The sequence below is a fragment of the Arcobacter sp. genome (assembly GCF_050300555.1).
Classification (GTDB): Bacteria; Campylobacterota; Campylobacteria; order Campylobacterales; family Arcobacteraceae; genus Arcobacter.
Map to the genome: position 1 here is coordinate 282,041 of NZ_JBNKXY010000001.1, position 19,024 is coordinate 301,064.

At 26.7% G+C, this 19,024-nt stretch carries 19 protein-coding genes; 10 read left to right on the forward strand and 9 right to left on the reverse strand.

Annotated elements, in window-relative coordinates:
- The first annotated feature begins 76 nt into the window (after positions 1 to 76).
- A complete protein-coding gene (locus ACQY5W_RS01520; RefSeq protein ID WP_428023164.1) occupies positions 77 to 493 on the forward strand; it encodes a DUF721 domain-containing protein in 417 nt (138 codons plus the stop codon).
- Here the strand turns inward: ACQY5W_RS01520 and ACQY5W_RS01525 are convergent.
- The gene (locus ACQY5W_RS01525; RefSeq protein WP_428023165.1) at positions 480 to 1,067 is read right to left on the reverse strand and encodes a M48 family metallopeptidase; all 588 of its coding nucleotides are present in this window, start codon (positions 1,065 to 1,067) and stop codon (positions 480 to 482) included. The genes ACQY5W_RS01520 and ACQY5W_RS01525 overlap by 14 nt on opposite strands.
- A gap of 79 nt (positions 1,068 to 1,146) precedes the next feature.
- Here ACQY5W_RS01525 and ACQY5W_RS01530 point away from each other — a divergent pair, with 79 nt between their 5' ends.
- The 5 genes from ACQY5W_RS01530 to ACQY5W_RS01550 all read left to right on the forward strand — a co-directional run bounded on the left by ACQY5W_RS01530 (position 1,147) and on the right by ACQY5W_RS01550 (position 7,186).
- Complete coding sequence (locus tag ACQY5W_RS01530) at positions 1,147 to 2,319, forward strand: pyridoxal phosphate-dependent aminotransferase (protein WP_428023166.1); 1,173 nt, start codon at positions 1,147 to 1,149, stop codon at positions 2,317 to 2,319.
- 3 nt (positions 2,320 to 2,322) lie between these two features.
- On the forward strand, positions 2,323 to 3,219 hold the full coding sequence (locus ACQY5W_RS01535; protein WP_428023167.1) for a cation diffusion facilitator family transporter: 897 nt from the start codon (positions 2,323 to 2,325) through the stop codon (positions 3,217 to 3,219).
- On the forward strand, positions 3,219 to 5,462 hold the full coding sequence (locus ACQY5W_RS01540; RefSeq protein WP_428023168.1) for a CHASE2 domain-containing protein: 2,244 nt from the start codon (positions 3,219 to 3,221) through the stop codon (positions 5,460 to 5,462). Before ACQY5W_RS01535 ends, ACQY5W_RS01540 begins: the two co-directional genes overlap by 1 nt.
- 28 nt (positions 5,463 to 5,490) lie before the next feature.
- Positions 5,491 to 6,972: a diguanylate cyclase gene (locus ACQY5W_RS01545; RefSeq protein ID WP_428023169.1), complete on the forward strand. Its 1,482-nt coding sequence runs from the start codon at positions 5,491 to 5,493 to the stop codon at positions 6,970 to 6,972.
- Positions 6,973 to 7,033: 61 nt separating this feature from the next.
- The gene (locus ACQY5W_RS01550; RefSeq protein WP_428023170.1) at positions 7,034 to 7,186 is read left to right on the forward strand and encodes a hypothetical protein; all 153 of its coding nucleotides are present in this window, start codon (positions 7,034 to 7,036) and stop codon (positions 7,184 to 7,186) included.
- A 19-nt stretch (positions 7,187 to 7,205) separates the two neighbouring features.
- On the opposite strand, the gene ACQY5W_RS01555 is transcribed toward ACQY5W_RS01550, so the two are convergent.
- The 4 genes from ACQY5W_RS01555 to ACQY5W_RS01570 all read right to left on the reverse strand — a co-directional run bounded on the left by ACQY5W_RS01555 (position 7,206) and on the right by ACQY5W_RS01570 (position 9,401).
- Entirely contained in the window at positions 7,206 to 7,826 is a 621-nt protein-coding gene (locus tag ACQY5W_RS01555) for a CBS domain-containing protein (protein ID WP_428023171.1), read from the reverse strand.
- 37 nt (positions 7,827 to 7,863) lie between these two features.
- Positions 7,864 to 8,043, reverse strand: coding sequence for a type II toxin-antitoxin system RelE family toxin (locus tag ACQY5W_RS01560; protein WP_428023172.1), 180 nt, complete (start codon positions 8,041 to 8,043; stop codon positions 7,864 to 7,866).
- Between the two features lie 21 nt (positions 8,044 to 8,064).
- Positions 8,065 to 8,313, reverse strand: a complete 249-nt coding sequence (locus ACQY5W_RS01565; protein ID WP_428023173.1) for a hypothetical protein — start codon at positions 8,311 to 8,313, stop codon at positions 8,065 to 8,067.
- Between the two features lie 758 nt (positions 8,314 to 9,071).
- Positions 9,072 to 9,401 (reverse strand): hypothetical protein, encoded by a 330-nt coding sequence (locus tag ACQY5W_RS01570; protein ID WP_428023174.1) that lies wholly within the window; start codon positions 9,399 to 9,401, stop codon positions 9,072 to 9,074.
- A 295-nt stretch (positions 9,402 to 9,696) separates the two neighbouring features.
- Between ACQY5W_RS01570 and abc-f the strand changes: the two genes are divergently transcribed.
- From abc-f to ACQY5W_RS01585, 3 genes are read left to right on the forward strand one after another with little or no spacing between them, the layout of a single operon-like run.
- Entirely contained in the window at positions 9,697 to 11,652 is a 1,956-nt protein-coding gene (gene abc-f / locus ACQY5W_RS01575) for a ribosomal protection-like ABC-F family protein (RefSeq protein WP_428023175.1), read from the forward strand.
- Between the two features lie 45 nt (positions 11,653 to 11,697).
- Entirely contained in the window at positions 11,698 to 12,141 is a 444-nt protein-coding gene (locus ACQY5W_RS01580) for a GatB/YqeY domain-containing protein (RefSeq protein ID WP_428023176.1), read from the forward strand.
- Between the two features lie 16 nt (positions 12,142 to 12,157).
- Positions 12,158 to 13,414 (forward strand): GGDEF domain-containing protein, encoded by a 1,257-nt coding sequence (locus ACQY5W_RS01585; RefSeq protein WP_428023177.1) that lies wholly within the window; start codon positions 12,158 to 12,160, stop codon positions 13,412 to 13,414.
- 49 nt (positions 13,415 to 13,463) lie between these two features.
- On the opposite strand, the gene ACQY5W_RS01590 is transcribed toward ACQY5W_RS01585, so the two are convergent.
- The gene (locus ACQY5W_RS01590) at positions 13,464 to 14,330 is read right to left on the reverse strand and encodes an AraC family transcriptional regulator (protein WP_428023178.1); all 867 of its coding nucleotides are present in this window, start codon (positions 14,328 to 14,330) and stop codon (positions 13,464 to 13,466) included.
- 141 nt (positions 14,331 to 14,471) lie between these two features.
- Here ACQY5W_RS01590 and ACQY5W_RS01595 point away from each other — a divergent pair, with 141 nt between their 5' ends.
- Complete coding sequence (locus ACQY5W_RS01595; protein ID WP_428023179.1) at positions 14,472 to 15,302, forward strand: PhzF family phenazine biosynthesis protein; 831 nt, start codon at positions 14,472 to 14,474, stop codon at positions 15,300 to 15,302.
- Between the two features lie 176 nt (positions 15,303 to 15,478).
- Here the strand turns inward: ACQY5W_RS01595 and ACQY5W_RS01600 are convergent, their stop codons facing one another.
- Genes ACQY5W_RS01600 through ACQY5W_RS01610 form a run of 3 tightly spaced genes read right to left on the reverse strand, consistent with a single transcriptional unit; the run spans position 15,479 to position 18,961 of the window.
- On the reverse strand, positions 15,479 to 17,035 hold the full coding sequence (locus ACQY5W_RS01600; RefSeq protein ID WP_428023180.1) for a hypothetical protein: 1,557 nt from the start codon (positions 17,033 to 17,035) through the stop codon (positions 15,479 to 15,481).
- Between the two features lie 5 nt (positions 17,036 to 17,040).
- Positions 17,041 to 18,060, reverse strand: a complete 1,020-nt coding sequence (locus ACQY5W_RS01605; protein WP_428023181.1) for a hypothetical protein — start codon at positions 18,058 to 18,060, stop codon at positions 17,041 to 17,043.
- Between the two features lie 4 nt (positions 18,061 to 18,064).
- A complete protein-coding gene (locus tag ACQY5W_RS01610; RefSeq protein WP_428023182.1) occupies positions 18,065 to 18,961 on the reverse strand; it encodes a hypothetical protein in 897 nt (298 codons plus the stop codon).
- Between the last annotated feature and the right edge of the window lie 63 nt (positions 18,962 to 19,024).

Here is a 19,024-nt window from a genome sequence, read left to right on the forward strand (position 1 = left end):
TATCATTGACATAAACTGGATCACCTTTGTATCCACATCCTGAAAAACTTAATATAAATAGTGTTATAATGATTGCATGAAAAATGCTAGCGAAATTCTTACTCATTTGAAATATTATCCTGAATTTAAAAAAATTAATACCAATATTACTATAGAAAGATTAATTAATTCCTTACCTCTAAAATTAAAAAAAGGTATAAAATTTGGTTATATAAAAAACCAAACTCTTTTTTTCGTATTAACACATCCTGTTTATAAAATGGAGTTTGAGTATAACAAGAGTTTAATAAAATCACTTTTAAAAGATGCAAATATTGCAAATGTAAATGATATTAAATTTTTTGTAACCAATGTAATTGAAAGGAAAGAGATAATAAATGAAGAGAGAAATTTCTATCAAGAGCGTTCTTTTGGCATATTTGAAAACTTTTGCAAAGATGAAAGTTTAAGAAAGAAATTTGAAGAAATTAGAAAAATAATTAAAAACTCTTAAGTAATTTTTCACACTCTTTATACTTCGGACAATACATCTCCACCAAATCCCAAAACTTTTTAGAATGATTTTTATGTTTTATATGTGCTAATTCATGAATTACCACATATTCTATAACATTTGCTGGAAATTTTAATAAATTTAGATTTAAATTAATAGTGTTGTCATAAGAACAAGAACCCCATCTTGATTTGTTATTTCTATATTTTATATTTTTGGGAAAAAGTTGCATGATATTTGCTTGGTTTTCAACTATTGGAGTTATGATTAAATGGGCTTTACTTCTATAAAAATTAATTAAATCAAATTTTTCAAAATCTTTTTTCTCAAATTTCTCACCTAGATAATAAAATTCATCTTCTAAAATTGTTGCACTTTTTTTATTTAGATGTTTTAATATCCACTCTTCTTTCCTATAAATTAAATCTTTAGCATCATCCAAAGAAAAATATCTATTTGCTGTAATTTGTATAGAATCTTTATCTATAATTCTTAAATAACAATGTCTTACATTTCTTTTATTTATCAATTTTGCAGCTACTTCTTTTTCCTGTAATAAAACTTTAAAATTCAATATTATCCTTAAGTATTTTTTTGATAAAATCCGCATACTATTATATTGTAATATAATAAAAATTACATTGAGGAAAATAATGAAAATTGCAAAAAGAATGGAGAACTTATCTCCGTCAGTTACAATGGCTATTACTGCTTTAGGAAGAGAGCTTAAAGCACAAGGTAGAGACATACTAAGTTTTAGTGCTGGTGAACCAGATTTTAATACGCCTGATGTTGTAAAACAAACGGCAATTAAAGCGATTCAAGATGGTCATACTAAATATACAGCAGTTGAAGGTATCACTGAAACGAAACAAGCAATTATTAATAAACTAAAGAAAGACCATGGACTAAATTACAATTTAGATGAAATCGTAATTTCAAATGGTGCAAAACACTCTTTATTTAATCTTTTTCAAACATTAATCGAAGATGGTGATGAAGTAATTATTCCTGCACCATATTGGGTTACATATCCAGAACAAGTTAAATTTTCAGATGGTGTTCCAGTTTTTATTGAAACAGATGAATCAACTTCATTTAAAGTAACAGCAGAGCAAGTAAAAGCAGCTATTACTCCTAAAACTAGAGCATTATTATTAAATACTCCTTCAAACCCAACTGGAGCTATTTACACAAGAGAAGAATTAATAGCAATTGGAAAAGTTTTAGAGGGAACAGATATTTTAGTACTTTCTGATGAGATGTATGAAAAAATTATATACGATGGAAAAAAATTTTGTACAGCTGCTGAAGTAAGTGAAGATATGTTCAAAAGAACAGTTACAATCAACGGTCTTAGTAAAGCTGTAGCGATGACTGGTTGGAGATTTGGATATTTAGCAACTCCACATAAAGATTTAGTTAAAGCTATGATTAAATTACAAGGGCAAGTTACTTCAAATGTAAACTCTATTACTCAATATGCAGCAATTACTGCTCTAGAGGGTATTGCTGATGAAACTATAGAAATCATGAGAAAAGAGTTTGAAAAAAGAAGAGATATTGCAGTAGAAAAATTTAATGCAATAAAAGGTATCTCTTGCTTTAGTCCAGATGGTGCATTTTATTTATTTATAAATATTAAAGAGCTTACAAATGATTCTATGAAATTCTGCTCAGACTTACTTGAAAAAGAAGGAGTTGCTGTAGTTCCAGGACTTGCATTTGGAACTGAAGGTTATTTTAGATTCTCATTTGCTACTGATTTAGACTCAATTCTAAAAGGTATTGCTAGAATAGAAAAATTTGTAAACGAGAACTATTAGAATATGTCTCCACAAAGAAAAGCAACCGTTGTTTCTTCTACTGTTGCAGCAATTCTTACACTAATAAAATTAGTCGTAGGAATTGCGAGTGGATCAGTTGCAGTTTTAGCATCTGCAGTTGATTCTATCTTAGATATGTTTGTATCACTTTTTAACTACTTCGCAATCTCAAATGCAGAGAAACCAGCTGATAAATATTTTAATTATGGTAGAGGGAAAATCGAAGCTTTAGCTTCTGTTATCGAAGGTACTATTATTACACTATCTGGGCTTTTTTTGTTATATCAAGCTATTGAAAAAGCCATTACAGGTGAAGTTTCAAAATATTTGGAAGAATCATTAGTTGTAATGCTGATATCACTTATTATTACAATAAGTTTAGTTGTTTATCTTAATTATGTATCAAAAAAAACTCATAGTATGGTAATAAAAGCTGATGCCCTACACTATAAAACTGATGTTTATACAAATATTGCTGTATTGGCTTCTTTGATATTAGTAAATCTCACAGGCTATGAGATAGTAGATGTTTTCATTGGTGGAGCGATTTCTTTATATATTATTTACTCAGCCTATGAACTTATTCAGAATGGTGTTTTAGTTCTACTAGATAAAGCAGTTGATGAAGATACAGTAAAACAAATTGAAAAAATATTTTTAGCAGAAGAAAGAGTAAACAATCAACATCTTTTAAAAACAAGAGAAGTAGGAAATAAAATATTTGTTGAAGTTCATTTAGTATTTGATTGTTTAATTACCTTAATGGAAGCGCATAAAATTTCTGATAGAATAGAGAATAAAATTAGAAAAATTAATAAAGAAAAAAATTGGATAATCAATATCCATATGGATCCATATGATGACTTTGAATCAAATGATGAAGGACATCTAGTAAATTAATGAAAAATAAATTTATAAAAAAGACTCTTATATACTCTGGCATATCATTTATTCTTTCAATATTCTTGTCTTTTACATATATTTTCTTTCCTCAACTTCCTGAATCTTTTGACAGTAACTTAAGGGATAGCTTTTTTAAAATAAGAGGTGAAATCCCAAATAATGAAAATGTTTTTATTATTGATATTGATGAAAAAGCTCTAAAAACACTAGGTCAATGGCCTTGGTCAAGGGATAAAATATCTAAGATTCTTCAAAATCTTACAAATGCAGGGATTGGAATCATGGCATTTGACGTCGTTTTTGCTGAAGAAGATAGAAGTTCTCCCCATAAGATTTTTAATCAATATAATGTAAAAATGGATAATGTCCCAAACTATGATAAAATATTTGCGAAAACTATTGCAACAACTCCTACAATATTAGGTTATCAGTTTGAACTAGAAAAAGACAATGAAAATATAAACAAAAAAGCTCCCCAAATTCCTGCTATTTTTGTGGAAAGAAATAAAAACTCTGAAGAAAACTACCTAATCACTGCAACTGGTACTATTTTAAATATTCCAATAGTTCAAGAAAATGCCTATTCTAGCGGTTTTTTTAATAACATTCCAGATGAATCAGGGATTATACGTAGTGTTCCTTTGATAATTTCATATAATAATATTATTTATCCATCATTGGCATTGGAAATTTTAAGAGTTATAACTGATACAAAAAGAGTTGAAGTAAACTATGACCCCTATGGTGTTAAAAATATAAAATTAAATGATATAACAATTCCAACAGATAGACATGGAAGAATACTTGTAAACTTTAGAGGTAAAGAAAAAAACTTTAGATATATCTCTGCTCTTGATATTTATAATAATAAATTTGATAAAAAATATATCGAAGGAAAAATTGCTATTATTGGAACATCTGCTGCTGGAATACTTGATTTAAGGGCTACTCCTTTTGAATCAGTTTATCCAGGAGTTGAAGTACATGCTAATGTTGTGGATAATATTTTAACTGGTGATTTTATCTATAAAGCATCATGGACAGATGGTGCAAATTTAGCAATAATTTTTGCTTTATCTTTAGTAGTTATGCTTGCCATAACATACACTCCTTTTTGGTGTAATCCATTTATTACCCTTATATTTTTGGGAGGTATTTTATATACTCTTTATTATACTTTATTTACTAAAGGTTTAGTTCTTAATATCTTCTATCCTTTAGTAACAATTATTTTAGCAGCAATTATTGCAACTCTTTTGGATTATTTTTTTGAAATTAGACAAGAAGAAGCTATCAAGAAAAAATTTGCATCTAAGGTATCAAAAGAAGTTATGGATAGTCTATTATTACATACAAATAATAATACATTTTCAGCTACTCAAAAAGAAATCACAGTATTTTTTAGTGATGTAAGAAACTTCACAAATATATCTGAATCAATGCCAAGTGCAAATGTATTAATTGAATTTTTAAATGAATATATGGATCCAATGACTGATATTATTATAAAAGAGAAAGGTACTGTTGATAAGTTTATTGGAGATGCTATTATGGCGTATTGGAATGCTCCTGGTAGTGTTCCTGATCATGCAGAAAGAGCTGTTATTGCAACCCTTAATCAGCTTCATATGATTGATGAATTAAATAAAAAAGTAAGACAAGACCCAAGATTTAAAAATACAGTAAAAATGAGTGATAAAATGGGCGTTGATCCAATAGAAATTGGTATTGGACTAAATACTGGTATTGCAGTTGTAGGAGAAATGGGAAGTAAACAAAGAAGTGATTATACTGTTATTGGTGATCCTATTAACTTAGGGGCAAGACTTGAATCACTTTGTAAATACTATAACTCAAAATGTAATATTTCAAACTTTACAAAAGAACAATTAAAAGGTAATTATATATACCGATTTCTTGATTTAGTAACTGTAAAAGGGAAAAGTGAACCAGTTGAAATATGGCAAATCCATGATTACGATAGAGATGAAAGCGAACATAAACTTTATAAAGTATCAAAACAGAAACTAAAAGAAGAATTAGAACTTTATCACAATGCAATAGAGTTATATAAAGCAAGCAAATTTGACGAAGCCTTAAATATTTTTAAAGAAGTTAATAGCTGGGAAGATAAAACTAATAAAAATATTTATGATATCTATATAGAAAGATGTGAACATTTTATTTCTAATCCACCGGAAAACTTTAATGGAGTATTTGAACATACTACAAAAGGTTAATTAATAATAATTTAGATATGCTTTTTATATGAAAAATAAAATTTACATATCATATCTAAGTTTTTTTTTAGCTTTTTCTATATTGTTGTCAACTATTGTTTATTTTTTGGGCATTTATTACAATGATAATATTGAAAAGTTTTTTAAAAATGAAGTTAAATTAATAACAGAATTAAAGATTGAAAATCTTAACAATGAAATTCAATTATCAACGAACATTTTAAATTCTCTAAAAACTAATACCTCTTTTTTATCATACATTAATAACAATTCAAAAAATAATAAACAATACTCTATAAATCTCTTTCTTTCCTTACTAAATTCAAATAAAAATATTTATCAACTAAGATATTTAGATAGTAGTGGCAATGAAAAAATAAGAATTGATTTAAATGACACATCCAATACAGGTCGTATAATTCCAGATATTGACTTACAAAATAAATCTGATAGGTACTATTTTATTAATACTAAAAATTTAAAAGAACATCAAATATTTTTATCAAATTTGGATTTGAATATAGAGCATGGGAAAATCGAAAAACCTATTCGTCCTATGCTTAGAATATCTACACCAATATATTCAAACAACATATTTCAAGGAATTATTATCATAAATCTAGGGATGAAACATATTTTAGAAAACTTTATAAATTCAAATATTTTCAATTTTTCAATATTTGATGACAATGGATATATACTTTATAATACAGAAAAAAAACACATATTTTCTAAATATCTAGAAAAGGATAAATTTACCATTCAATCACTGTACAATAAGAATATTAATGAATTAATTAGTAATAAATATAAAAATATATATTCAAGAGAATTGTATTATACAAAATATATCAAAAATGAAAATTTGTATATTATTGCTGAACCAAATAAAATATTTAAAAATAATATTCTTAATGAACAAAAACAGTATAGTATATATTTTAGTATTATACTTTTTGTTCTTTCTTTTCCTTTAGCATTTATAATTTCCATATATCCTGCAAAAATGGAATTAAAACTACAAAATTTATCTATTACTGATAATCTGACAAAAACATTTAATCGATTAAAAATAGATTCTATTTTAGAAAAAGAACTTTATAATGCAAAAAGATATGAAACAAATTTTTCTATTATAATTGCAGATATAGATAAATTTAAAAATATAAATGATAGTTACGGTCATCAAATCGGAGATAGTGTTTTAAAAGAATTTTCTCATCTTTTATCTACAAATATTAGACAAACTGATTATTTAGGAAGATGGGGTGGTGAAGAATTTATTATAATTTGCCCAAATACAACTATTGATTATACTTATGAATTGGCTGAAAAACTTAGAAAGATAATAGAAAAATTTAATTTTAAAACTGTAAAAAAAGTGACTGCAAGTTTTGGGGTATCATCATATTCAATGGGAGATGATATTCACTCATTGATTTACAAAAGTGATATGGCTTTATATGAATCAAAAGAAAACGGAAGAAATAGAGTTACGAAAAAAAATTAATTATACTTTTTGAGAAACTCCTTTTTAAATTTTAGTTATACTAAAAACAAAAGGATAAAAGATGGAAATTATAATGATTTTAATCTATATTGTTATCTTTTTGATAGCTTTCTTTTTAAGTCTTATAAGTATGAGATACTTTATAACCATTTGGAAATATAAAAATAGAAAAAAAGATGGAAGTGAAGATAATGATTTTAAAAAATTTGATTAACTCTTTTTAAATCCAATCTTTATGACCATAATTGTAATTTTGGCAAATGGGAAACTGCTTTTAAAATATCAGTTTTAGAAATAATACCTAATAAAACATCCTCATCAACCACAGGGATAGCATCAAGTTTAAAATCAATCATAACCTTAGCTACTCTTCTTATATCTGAAATTGGATCAGTTGTTATAATTTCAGGGAAAATAGTATCTTCTAATTTTCTATTTAAAATGCTTTTTATATTGTCTATATCATCCATAAAAAGGTTTAATATCATTTTTTTATTTATTAATCCTACTATTTTTTTATCAAAAGAGATTATTGGTAGTTGTGTTATACCATGTTCTTTTAAAAGATTATAGGCTTCTTCTATAGTTGATTTTGTATCTATATAAATCACATCTCTTGTCATGATATCTTTTACTTCGTAAACAGGTTCAGATATATCCATGTTCGCAATTTTCTTATAAGAATTCAGAAGTTCATCATTGTTTGAGTTCTTTTTTTTATTTGAAAAGTGTTCAGTAACTTCATCCTCTAATTCAAATTTAGCCTCTTTTATTTTATCTATAGGATTTACTTTGTATAAATTATCAGCAGTTGTTCTAACACCTACTATTCCATTGTCATATATCGTAAACATCGTATCTCCTTTTTAAAATGATTTATTAGATAATTTACTACTTGTAAATATCACCTCTACTATCAACTTTTAATATTTTTATTTCTTCTTCATTCATATAAAAAAGTATTCTATACTTTGATACTCTAGTTCTATAAATTGGCGGGATGTCATTACCTGTTAATTTTTTAACATCTCCATTGGGTAAGTTTTGAATAGCTTGAAAACTTCTTTTCAAAAGTTTTAGAATACGAAATAATCATAAGTTAAATTTATTTTTAAAATCATCATTTGAAGTAAATTCATCATTTGCTAATATTGACAAAATCTCTTTTTCATCATCAGCCTCAAGGATTAAATCAGCTTGTTGTTTAGTTTTTGAGTTCTTGGCAATGTATTCATTTAAACTTTCCCTTACAATTTGAGAAATCGATTTCTTTTCTATAAAACTTACTGCTCTAGCTTGTTCATACAGTGCTTCATCTATTGTTAAATTCAATCTATGCACAAATACTCCTTTATGTAGTGATGTATTAGTGTATTATATCATAAAACTTTATAAGAAGCTTTAATTAATAATATATCTCAATTATTTTCATAAACACCTAAAGTTTTTTTCTTCTTTACTTTTTGGTGGCAAAAAGTAAAACAAAAAGCCACCAACAGAGTTTCAAAGCCCTTTGGGTTCCCTCATTTATTATTTTTATCTTTTCTGCTTGTCAAAACTAGTTTATTAAAACTTGCGTTTAGCAACTTTTAAACACTCAAACAGTTGCCAATCTTGTTTAGAAAAGAGAAAAATAAACATTCGGCTTTTGCAAATGTTGGAATAAAAAGTGGGATAAGGACATTTGCATTTTTGATTTGTTTAGATTCAAAAATTTTACTTACTCTAATTAATATTAAGATAATACAAGAGAACTAACAACCAAAGAAATTTTTTACTACATCTGCAGGAGCCGAATGTTTATTTTTGATTTCGGAAAAAGCTAAGGACTTGTTTGAAATAAAAAAGAGTGATAAACTCACTCTTTTTTATGAGTTTCCGAAGCTAGAAATTGAAAATAATAAATGAGGGAACCTTTGGCTCCGAAGCCGTAGTTGTTTTTGCTTACTTTTCGTCAATACAAAAGTAAGAGAAGTGGAAACCTTTAGGTTTTCATGAGAATAAAGAATATATCATTTATAAAAATGAAAATTCAATTTACAAATAATTGGTATTCTGTCCCAGAATTTATATTGGCTTAAGTGATTTGTTATAGCTTTTTAATTATTCGTCGCTTCAAGTTTTTCAATATCAGGACAACCCCAATCAAGCCAATCGAAATTAAATACTTTTATGTGTGCAAATGGTACATCATTAGCAGCAATAAAGCCTTCACCTGGTAATCCTGTTTTCTCACTCACTACAATTGATGTAAGAGCAGGGATTTCTTTTGCCATACAGTATGATTGGATTGGCTCTAAAAATTTTCCTATTGCTGGTCTTGGTATTCCTGTCAATCTATAAACTAAATCATAAGTTAAAACCTGACGATTTGTTGCTGCTAAAGCCAAAATAGGCCATAGTTGAGATGCTCTTTCAAATTTTGTCATATACTTATCCTTTTATAACTAAAACTATTTATTAAACATTCATTATATATAAAACACCCTAAAAATCAACAAATTACATATCCAAAATATATCGTATATCAAAATACCAACAAATACCTTAAATAAAAAATTATTGGATATTAAATAAGATGAAATTAGACTTTTTAAAACAAGTTTCTGAATAGTGATTTTAGTTAATTTTATGAAAGACATTACTAAAAGCAGGATATAACAGATTTTTAGATATTATATTTATCTAATTTAATAAATAATATATAGGAATTCAAATACTCATATGGCACTAATTGACTTACAAAACATCTCAAAACAATATGACATCAAAGTAATACTTAAAAATGTAAACTTTACACTGAACCAAGGACAAAGAATCGCTGTCATTGGACAAAATGGACAAGGTAAATCTACACTTCTTAAAATCATCACAGGAGAAGTTGAGCCTGATAGTGGTGAGAAGTCTATTGATAAATCTATCAAAATAGAGATGCTAGCCCAGCAACCAAAATTTAAACCTAATTTAAAAGTAAGAGAAGCCATAGAAGAACAACTTGTTGAAGTAAAAAGTGCAAAAGACGAATATGAAGATATTTCACACAAACTCATGACTGATTATGAGAATGAGACTCTTCTTCATAGACAAAGTGAGTTGGCAACTTTCTTAGAGTTTCACAATGCTTGGGATTTGGACAATATGATTGAAAGAGTTCTTATTGAGTTTAAGCTAAAAGAGTTTGAACATAAAGATGTAAATCTTTTAAGCGGAGGAGAACAAAGAAGAGTTAGTCTTGCAGGATTACTTTTACGAAAGCCTGATGTTTTACTTCTTGATGAGCCTACCAACCACCTTGATGTTTATATGGTGGAGTTCCTTGAAGAGTTACTTATCAAAAACAACTTCACACTTATATTTATCTCACATGATAGGTATTTTATAGATAACATTGCAACAGAGATAGTTGAAGTGGAAAATGGAGAAATAAAGAAGTTCAAAGGTGGATATACAGACTATCTAGAGCAAAAACAACTTATGCTTGAGCATTTGCAAAAAGAACATGACAACCTAATAAGAATGGTAAAAAGAGAAGCCCACTGGATGCAACATGGAGTAACAGCAAGAAGAAAAAGAAATGAAAGACGAAAAGCTGAATACTTTGACCTAAAGAAAAAAGCTAAATCAAACCCTGGCCTAATCAAAAAAATGAGTGTAGAACTTCAAAGAGAACAAAAAGCTTTCAATAGTGAAGAAGCAAAAATGCAAAACAAAAGAAAAATGCTTTTTGAACTAGATAATATATCAAAAACACTTGGAAATAAACTTCTAATAAAAGATTTTACAACTAGAATCTTACAAAAAGACACTATAGCCATAGTTGGACCAAATGGTACTGGAAAATCAACTATGTTAAAAATATTTATGGATAAATTAAAAGTTGATAGTGGAAGTTTTAAAAAAGGTGATTTCAAAATAGGCTACTTTGACCAACAAAGAGAGATGTTAGATGATAGTAAAAATCTTATGGAGATTTTTTGTCCAAATGGTGGAGATAGAGTTGTCTTAGCAGATGGAAGGAATCTACATGTTTACGGATATCTTAAAAACTTTTTATTTCCAAGGGAGTACTTGGATAAAAAAGTTGGAGTATTAAGTGGTGGAGAAAAAAACAGAGTTGCCCTTGCCCTACTTTTTACTAAAGATATTGATTGTATGGTTCTTGATGAACCTACAAATGACTTAGATATCCCAACTATTAATATCCTTGAAGAGTATTTACAAAACTTCCAAGGTGCGCTTATTTTTGTATCACATGATAGATACTTTGTAGATAAAATTGCCAAAAAACTCTTTGTTTTCAAAGGTTATGATGGTCAAATTTTTGAATCATACCAACCATATACAGAGTACCTTGAAATTGAAAAAGAGTTAAAAGAGCTGGATAGTTTAGAAAAAGAGTTTTCTAAAATACAAAACATACAAACAAAAAACTCTGCACCTAAAAAACAGACAAAATTAAGCTATAAAAACCAACGAGATTATGATAACTTACCAAAAGAAATTGAGGATTTGGAGCTAAAAATAGAAGAATATAACAAATGTTTATCTAATCCATCATGTTATGAGAAAAGGGGTATCGTAGCTATTTCCCAAGAGCTAGAAGAGACAAAAACAATCTATGAGAAAAAAGTAGAAAGGTACTTAGAACTCGAAGAAATGATAGAGAGTTTTAACTCATAGTTTGCTACAATAGATAAATTTATAAATTATAAAAGGATTATTCATATGAGTTTAAAAGAACAACTAAAGTCAGACTTAAAAGAAGCAATGAAATCAAAAGAAATTGTAAAAAGAGACTCGATTAGAGCAATTAATACAATGATTAAACAAATTGAAGTTGATGAAAGAAAAGAGTTAAATGATGAAGATGTAATTAAACTTATACAAAGAGGAATCAAACAAAGAGAAGAAGCCTCTTTACAATACAAAAATGCAGGAAGAGATGATTTAGTTGAAGTAGAACAAGCACAAATTGAAGTTTTTAAAGCATATTTACCACAACAACTAAGCGATGAAGAACTAGAAGCAGGAATGAAAGAAGTTATAGCTGAAGTTGGTGCAACTACTATGAAAGATATGGGTAAAGTAATGGGAACAGCTAGCAAAAAGTTTGCTGGAGTTGCTGATGGAAAAAGAATAAATGAAATGGTAAAAAAACTTTTAGCTTAGGTCAAAGGGAAAACGTATGACAAACATTGAGAAAATTGCTACAAAAACATTAGAAGTATTAAAAGAAAAAAATATACAACCAACTCCAAATGAGTATCATAAAGAGTTTTGTAATGTAGCTACAGAACAAAATGAAAAAGTAGATGATTGTAATTTATTTAAAGAGTTAGTTAGTAAATTAACACCCCAAGAACAAGATGAACTAAATGCAAATAACATAAAGACTTTTGAAGAACTTATCGGACTACTTTTAAAAAGAGTTCATATTCAAAATGTCTCAACTTTAGCTTCTATCATAAAGCAAGCCTTATCACCTTCAATAAATATTCACCTTGATGAACAACTTACAAATTTTTCTATAAAAATTGGTGATTCACCTGAACTTATTTTTGAAGAAGATATTCAAAAAGAGATGCAAAAATTTTTAGAAAAAAGATTTGAAACAGATCAAAATCTTCTAAAAGAAAAGACTGCTGATATTGCTAAACTTGTTACGCTTATGGGTAAACATTTAAAAGATGCCATAAATAGCAACCAAAATAGCTCAAGTAATGTAACTAATATTAAAGATGAACTTACATCATTTGACTTAGATGATAGCAATATTGCAGAACTTGTGGCTTTACAAAATAAACTTATTAGTGCAGCATCAAATATTGAAACAGAGATGAATGAAGTAAATAAAAAGTTATCCAATGGTGAAAATCATGTTAAAGATTTAGAAAGTAAAGTTCAAATCTTAGAAAGTGAATTAGAAAAAGCAAAAAAAGAGGCTGTAATAGACCACTTAACAGGATTACTTACAAGAAGAGCTTATGATACTGAAATAAAAATTATAGATAAAAACTTTGAAAGAGAAAACATCCAATACGCTATTGTTTTCTTCGACCTTGATCACTTTAAATCTATAAATGATACCTATGGACATGAAGGTGGAGATACTGTATTAAAAACCTTCTCAAAGATATTAAAAAGCCAAACAAGAGAAAATGATATCTTAGCAAGATATGGTGGAGAAGAGTTTGTAGCAACAGTTGAATACAAACTTAGAAGAGAAATTTTACAATATCTAAAAAGAATCAAAGCAATAGTTAATGAAAATAGCTTCAACTTTAAAAATCAAAAAATTAAAGTTACATTTTCAGCAGGTGTAGTTTTACGAAATGACCATAAATCATATGATGATGCCTTACAAAAAGCAGATATATTACTTTATCAAGCAAAAAATGATGGTAGAAATAGAATTGTACTAGAAGATGGAACGGTTATATAACCCTTTACATCTTCTCATTGCTTATGTACATATAAAATAATCACTAATCTTACACAACCATAATCGGAACATAAAAATCTAAACTAAAACGGTTATTTTCTTCTAAAAAATGATTTTTATAATAAATTGCAAATGGTGGTAATGTTTTAGCCTCATATCCACTATTAGGTAACCAAAAATTATAAATATAAACCATAAGTTTAACTACATCCCCATAAACACCCTCATAGTGAAAAATAGCACATAAAGACTCTTCTATCTCTAGTTTACTAATTGAATTAGTTGATGTAAATGTAGAATCAACTTCTATAGCAGCTACATAATGGCAATCATTGTAAAAAGTTGTTACAGGATTATCATGAAAAATTCCAATTTGTATTGTACTATCGAGCTTTTTTTCATAGGCATATGCCATTAATCTTTCCCAGGTTCTAGTAACTGACAAGTCATAACCTTTGTGTCTAATATATGCACAGACTCTTTTAGGAACAACTTTTAAAAGTGGTTCAATAGCAAAAAAATCATCATTTATCTGTTCATCAAAAGCTAGATTATTTTTTGAGTAATTAATATACTCACCTTTTTTCCATTGGGTGGGAGTAAATGTAAATCTATTTTTAAATGCTTTAATAAATGATGAATGTGAACTATAACCACACAACTGCATAATTTCACTAATGGTTGAATATCGATTACTTATAAGTAAATTGGCAGCTTTTTGTAAACGAATAGCACTAATTCTTTCAAACAAATTTTCACCCATCTCTTCTTTATATATCCTATGAAAGTGATGTTTACTAATACAATTTAATTTTGCCAATTCATCTAAAGTAATATTAGAATCAATATGTTTGTAAATATAAGCTAAGGTTTTATTGACAATATCTGCCCTAAAATGTTTGGTATCTTTTTTCATAAAAAATTATATCTAATATGATTTAAAACAAAAATTATAGCAATATAGAACAAATTAAATGAGACATAGGATAAAGAGTAATTTTTTAAAACTCTCTATAATTATAAAAATTAAAACAAAAGAAATATCAAAAGGAATTTAATGAAAGTAGAAAAAATATCAGCATTTTCATACAAAAATAGAGGTGGAAATCCAGCAGGTGTAGTATTTAGTGATGAAATGTTAAACAAAAAACAAATGCTTGAAATAGCAAAAGATGTCAATTATTCAGAAACTGCATTTTTAATTAAACAAGGTGATTCTTTTAGAATAAGATACTTTTCTCCAGAAACTGAAATAGCTTTTTGTGGACATGCAACTATTGCCAGTGGTTATTTAATTGGAGAAAAATTTGGATTGGGTAAGTATAACCTAATCTTAAATAATGGAAATATTGAAATTGAAGTTAGTCAAAAAAATGGCGAAAGTTTTACAAGTATAACTTCTATGAAAACACATTCAAAAGATGCAAAGGAAGAATACATCAATAGTATTATTGAAGCATTTTCATTCAAAAAAGAAGATTTAAATAGTAAATATCCTATTAAAATTGCATTTTCTGGTAATGACCACTTAATTATCTTTTTGAAAAATAAAGAAAAACTTCAAGAAATGAAGTATGATTTTGATAAAGTAAAAGTATTAATGAAAAAAGAAAACATAGTTACAATTAGTGTTTTATGGGAAGAAAATGAAAACCTATACCATTCAAGAAATGCCTTTGCATATGGAGGTGTTGTTGAAGATCCTGCAACTGGTTCAGCAGCTGTTGCATTAGGTGAGTACTTAAGAAATATGGGCTTCAAAAAATCTGGAAATATTGAGATTTTACAAGGATTTGATATGAAGCAACCTTCTCAACTGTTTGTTAGTTTTAGTGATATAGCAAATAGTCCAATTAAAGTATCAGGTACAAGTAGAGTTATAGAATAATTTTAGCTTATATAAGCTTCTCCTGACCAATTCTATACAGGAGAGAATAATCCTAATTTTAGATACTTTATAAATTATTATTTCAAAAGGTGTACTTTTAAGTGTACTTAATTTAAATGTAATATAAGAACTGTATGCTTCAAAATAAAACTAATACATTTTTTCATATTTTTTGTTTAATTCTCTAAATATTTAATAATACCTTTATCCATTAAATATAAGTATGATAATTCAAATAAAAAATTAATTTCTTTATGAAGAATTTCAAGCATTGTCTCATCTATTTTTGTACATACATTTTCATGAGAATGTAAATTTAATTCTTTAATTATATTTTCTGTTAGTGTAATAATTTTATATAAAAGAATTTCTGGCTCTATATCTTCTTTTGAAATATTAATATCTTCCCCATTTTCTAACTTGAAATATAAAGAGTTTTCCTTTAATTTTGTTAAAAGAGCCCCTAATGTATCGCTTTTATAATTCTCTTCAAACATATATACTTTCATAAGACAAATTAGTTTTAGTAGATTTTCTACAAATTTTCTATATCTATTTCCAAACATTGTAATATCATCTTCATTATCAAGTTCTATTAATTGAATTTTTTCATAAGTAAAATTAATTCTATTTTTAAGTTCTTTTAGATTTGACATTATTAAAATTTTTTTAGATTGGATAACATCTCCTAAGTTTTCTTTTGGAGAAATAAGAACATTATAAAACCTCCAAGGTAAAACTGATACATGAAAGTTTTCAATTTTTTTATTAATCCTTTTATCGAAAGACATTTCATATTGAAAATTAGAATGACTATGTGTTCTAGGTTTTTGAACAAAGCTATTAACCGATTCTGCATTGCCATAATAATTTCTAACTTCTTTTAATGTTTGATAGTATCCCTTTATAGCTATAGAGGCAAAGGATGATTGATTTATCAATAAAAGAGAATCAAATTTTAAATCCACTCTTACATTTTGTACAGTTGATTTTACATTACTGTGATACCAATATAATTTTAGTATATTGTGATCTTCATCTATTTCAACATAATGAAGATGATCAAAATTTCCATAGTCTATAAAATCACAAACTATATGTCCACCTGTAGAATGTATGATTCTCGCAATAATCTTTTTAGCTATTTTTATATCTTTTATTATTTCAGTTTGATAATCACTAAAAATATCTTTAAATGTTTGGATTGTTGAATTAGAGGTGTTTCCTTTATACTTTTCTATCTCAGAAATAGTTTCTTTATTAAATGATTTAAGTCTTTTTTTATACTTATCTTTTCTTTTTTGAACATCTTTTTCATTTATAAAATAACCTCTAAGGGCATCTTTAAAATATTTTTTAATTGCATAATATTGAAGCATTCTTAATTTGATTATAATATTACCTCTTTCCCAATCTTTAAAGTAGTTAAAAATATCAATATAAGAGGATGTTGTTGTTGGAGGTGTCACTTCAAGGAATCTACATTCATCTCTACCATAATGATAAAATGCAAAAAGATGTAAAAACTCTATATCAGTAAATTCTTTTGTATCTTCTTCAAATTTTTTTAATCTTTCTGCACTTTCTTGATATTCTTTTAGCCTATTTTCAAAATTGTATGAAAAACTTATTCCAAGACCTAATTCACTTTTAGTTGATTTTTCATCATTTCTTTTATATCGTATTAACTTCTTTAAAAGTTTACAATTTATTGGGTATGTACCTAATTCCATTTTTATTATAAGTTCCCAGTTGCAGCAGAAGCTACTTGATTCCAAATATAAAGGCTTAATTTTCCTGTTTTTTCTATAACATTATCATTTTCATCTATATTAGCTTGATTTGATATATGTTCTTTAACCTCATTTTTTATTTCACTTATAACATCATCTGCTAAATCATCTTTTTCTTTTGTAGCTATAGCTTTAATTTTTGAATATAGACTCCGCCTTAATTCTTCTGGGAAATCATCACCTAAAAGCTCTTTAATTTTAACATCAGATATACTTTCAAGAACTTTTTTGACATTCTTTTTTTCACATAAGTGAGGTAATGTTTTAATCATTATTTTATTCATAATCTCAATGTTTTTTAACTTTTCATTATTTGATAAGTTATCTGCATTTAGATCATTTAAAGCACCTAAAATATTATCTAACTTATCATCATAGTTTAAACTATTTAATTTAGCTTTTATATATTTTACATCTAAATGGTAATCATCACTATCTTTAATATTTCTATAATTTTGAACAATAATAGGAAGGCTTTCTATCAATTTTATGTCTTCGCAAGATTCTACAAATTTATCTCTACTAAATCCTGTATCATCTTTTAGAATGTGTACAATTGGAGCCATTCTCGATATCCCTGCTCTTACATAAGAATATTGAGATACTATTGCAATAGGTAAGTGTGTTAATATAGGTTCATCACTATTTACTAATAATTCTATTAATTGTTCCCCTGAAGTCTCACCTGATGTTTCTTGACCTGTTAAATTTAAATCAAGAAATAAAATATCAATTTTTTCTTTATCTATATATTCTTTTATTTTTTGATATATTTTTACAACATTATTACTATTTGCACTTTGTTTAATAAAGGTTGAAAAACATCTAACTTCTTTAGGAACGCTATCATTTGGATGCATATTATCAAGATTCAACCCTAATCTATCTAATCCTCTTATAATAGCTGATATATTACTATCTTGATCATCAATAACTAAAACTTTAATCTCTTCTAAACTAACCATTTTCTTACTTCCTTTTTAAAATTTTTACAATATATTTTGTATCTAAACACTCTGATTCTAAGTCATAATTTAATTTATTTAAATATCTAGTTATAGATAAAAGACCAACTTTAGAGCTACTTTGTATTTCTTTTTCACAAATATTATTCTCTACATAAATATTACCTTCATTTGAATAGAATTTTATTATACACTCTGAGTTAGGAGATAAATTATTATATTTTGCTGCGTTATAACAAATTTCAAAAATTATTCCCTGAATATCTTGCTTTAAAGCATTTTTTATTATTATAGTATTAATATGTTCACCAACTTCAATTTTATAGCTTACTCCATTATTTTCAATATTTGTTTTAGTATTAAAAATAGCAGCAACTTTGAAGAAGTCCTCTATTTTATCCTTCATTCGTTTTACTGTATCAAAAAAATCCACTTTATCAGTCATTGTAGCTTTGTTTTTTTTATAACCAAGTTGAGCAGCTTTGGCAATAAAAGGTAATCCATAAGTATAGGTTTTTAAATTATTAATATTGTTTAATAAATGTTTAATTTTTGCTTCTTCAATATTTAAATTTTCAAAACCATTTTTAGTAAATTCATATAATAAAGTATTATCAATTAATGTTCTATCTATATCTTCTGTTAACTCTAACATAGTTCCTACATTATGGTTATATTTATTTAAATATTCACTAAGTACTCTATTTTTCTTATCATCTATTGCTCCTGGAAGAATCTCATTAACAATAAATGTTGAAACTTTTTCTTGAATTTTTAATATATTTCTAACAAGCCGTAAGTGAATAGTAAATTCTTTTGCATGTTTTATAACTAATACGGCAATAGGTTTAAAAGCTAAAGTCTTTTGTTCTGTTTGTGTAATTCTTTGGAATGACCCCAAGGCTGTAGACACTTTTTTATTCAGTTAACACCTTAGGTTGAGTAACAAATTCATTATATCTTT

What these genes read in the sequence shown, in the direction of transcription:
- ACQY5W_RS01520 (WP_428023164.1), top strand. Translation starts at nt 77, where the DNA reads ATGAAAAATGCTAGCGAAATTCTTACTCATTTGAAATATTATCCTGAA.
- ACQY5W_RS01530 (WP_428023166.1), top strand. Translation starts at nt 1,147, where the DNA reads ATGAAAATTGCAAAAAGAATGGAGAACTTATCTCCGTCAGTTACAATG.
- ACQY5W_RS01535 (WP_428023167.1), top strand. Translation starts at nt 2,323, where the DNA reads ATGTCTCCACAAAGAAAAGCAACCGTTGTTTCTTCTACTGTTGCAGCA.
- ACQY5W_RS01540 (WP_428023168.1), top strand. Translation starts at nt 3,219, where the DNA reads ATGAAAAATAAATTTATAAAAAAGACTCTTATATACTCTGGCATATCA.
- ACQY5W_RS01545 (WP_428023169.1), top strand. Translation starts at nt 5,491, where the DNA reads ATGAAAAATAAAATTTACATATCATATCTAAGTTTTTTTTTAGCTTTT.
- ACQY5W_RS01550 (WP_428023170.1), top strand. Translation starts at nt 7,034, where the DNA reads ATGGAAATTATAATGATTTTAATCTATATTGTTATCTTTTTGATAGCT.
- ACQY5W_RS01555 (WP_428023171.1), bottom strand. Translation starts at nt 7,826, where the DNA reads ATGTTTACGATATATGACAATGGAATAGTAGGTGTTAGAACAACTGCT.
- ACQY5W_RS01570 (WP_428023174.1), bottom strand. Translation starts at nt 9,401, where the DNA reads ATGACAAAATTTGAAAGAGCATCTCAACTATGGCCTATTTTGGCTTTA.
- abc-f (WP_428023175.1), top strand. Translation starts at nt 9,697, where the DNA reads ATGGCACTAATTGACTTACAAAACATCTCAAAACAATATGACATCAAA.
- ACQY5W_RS01580 (WP_428023176.1), top strand. Translation starts at nt 11,698, where the DNA reads ATGAGTTTAAAAGAACAACTAAAGTCAGACTTAAAAGAAGCAATGAAA.
- ACQY5W_RS01585 (WP_428023177.1), top strand. Translation starts at nt 12,158, where the DNA reads ATGACAAACATTGAGAAAATTGCTACAAAAACATTAGAAGTATTAAAA.
- ACQY5W_RS01590 (WP_428023178.1), bottom strand. Translation starts at nt 14,330, where the DNA reads ATGAAAAAAGATACCAAACATTTTAGGGCAGATATTGTCAATAAAACC.
- ACQY5W_RS01595 (WP_428023179.1), top strand. Translation starts at nt 14,472, where the DNA reads ATGAAAGTAGAAAAAATATCAGCATTTTCATACAAAAATAGAGGTGGA.
- ACQY5W_RS01600 (WP_428023180.1), bottom strand. Translation starts at nt 17,035, where the DNA reads ATGGAATTAGGTACATACCCAATAAATTGTAAACTTTTAAAGAAGTTA.
- ACQY5W_RS01605 (WP_428023181.1), bottom strand. Translation starts at nt 18,060, where the DNA reads ATGGTTAGTTTAGAAGAGATTAAAGTTTTAGTTATTGATGATCAAGAT.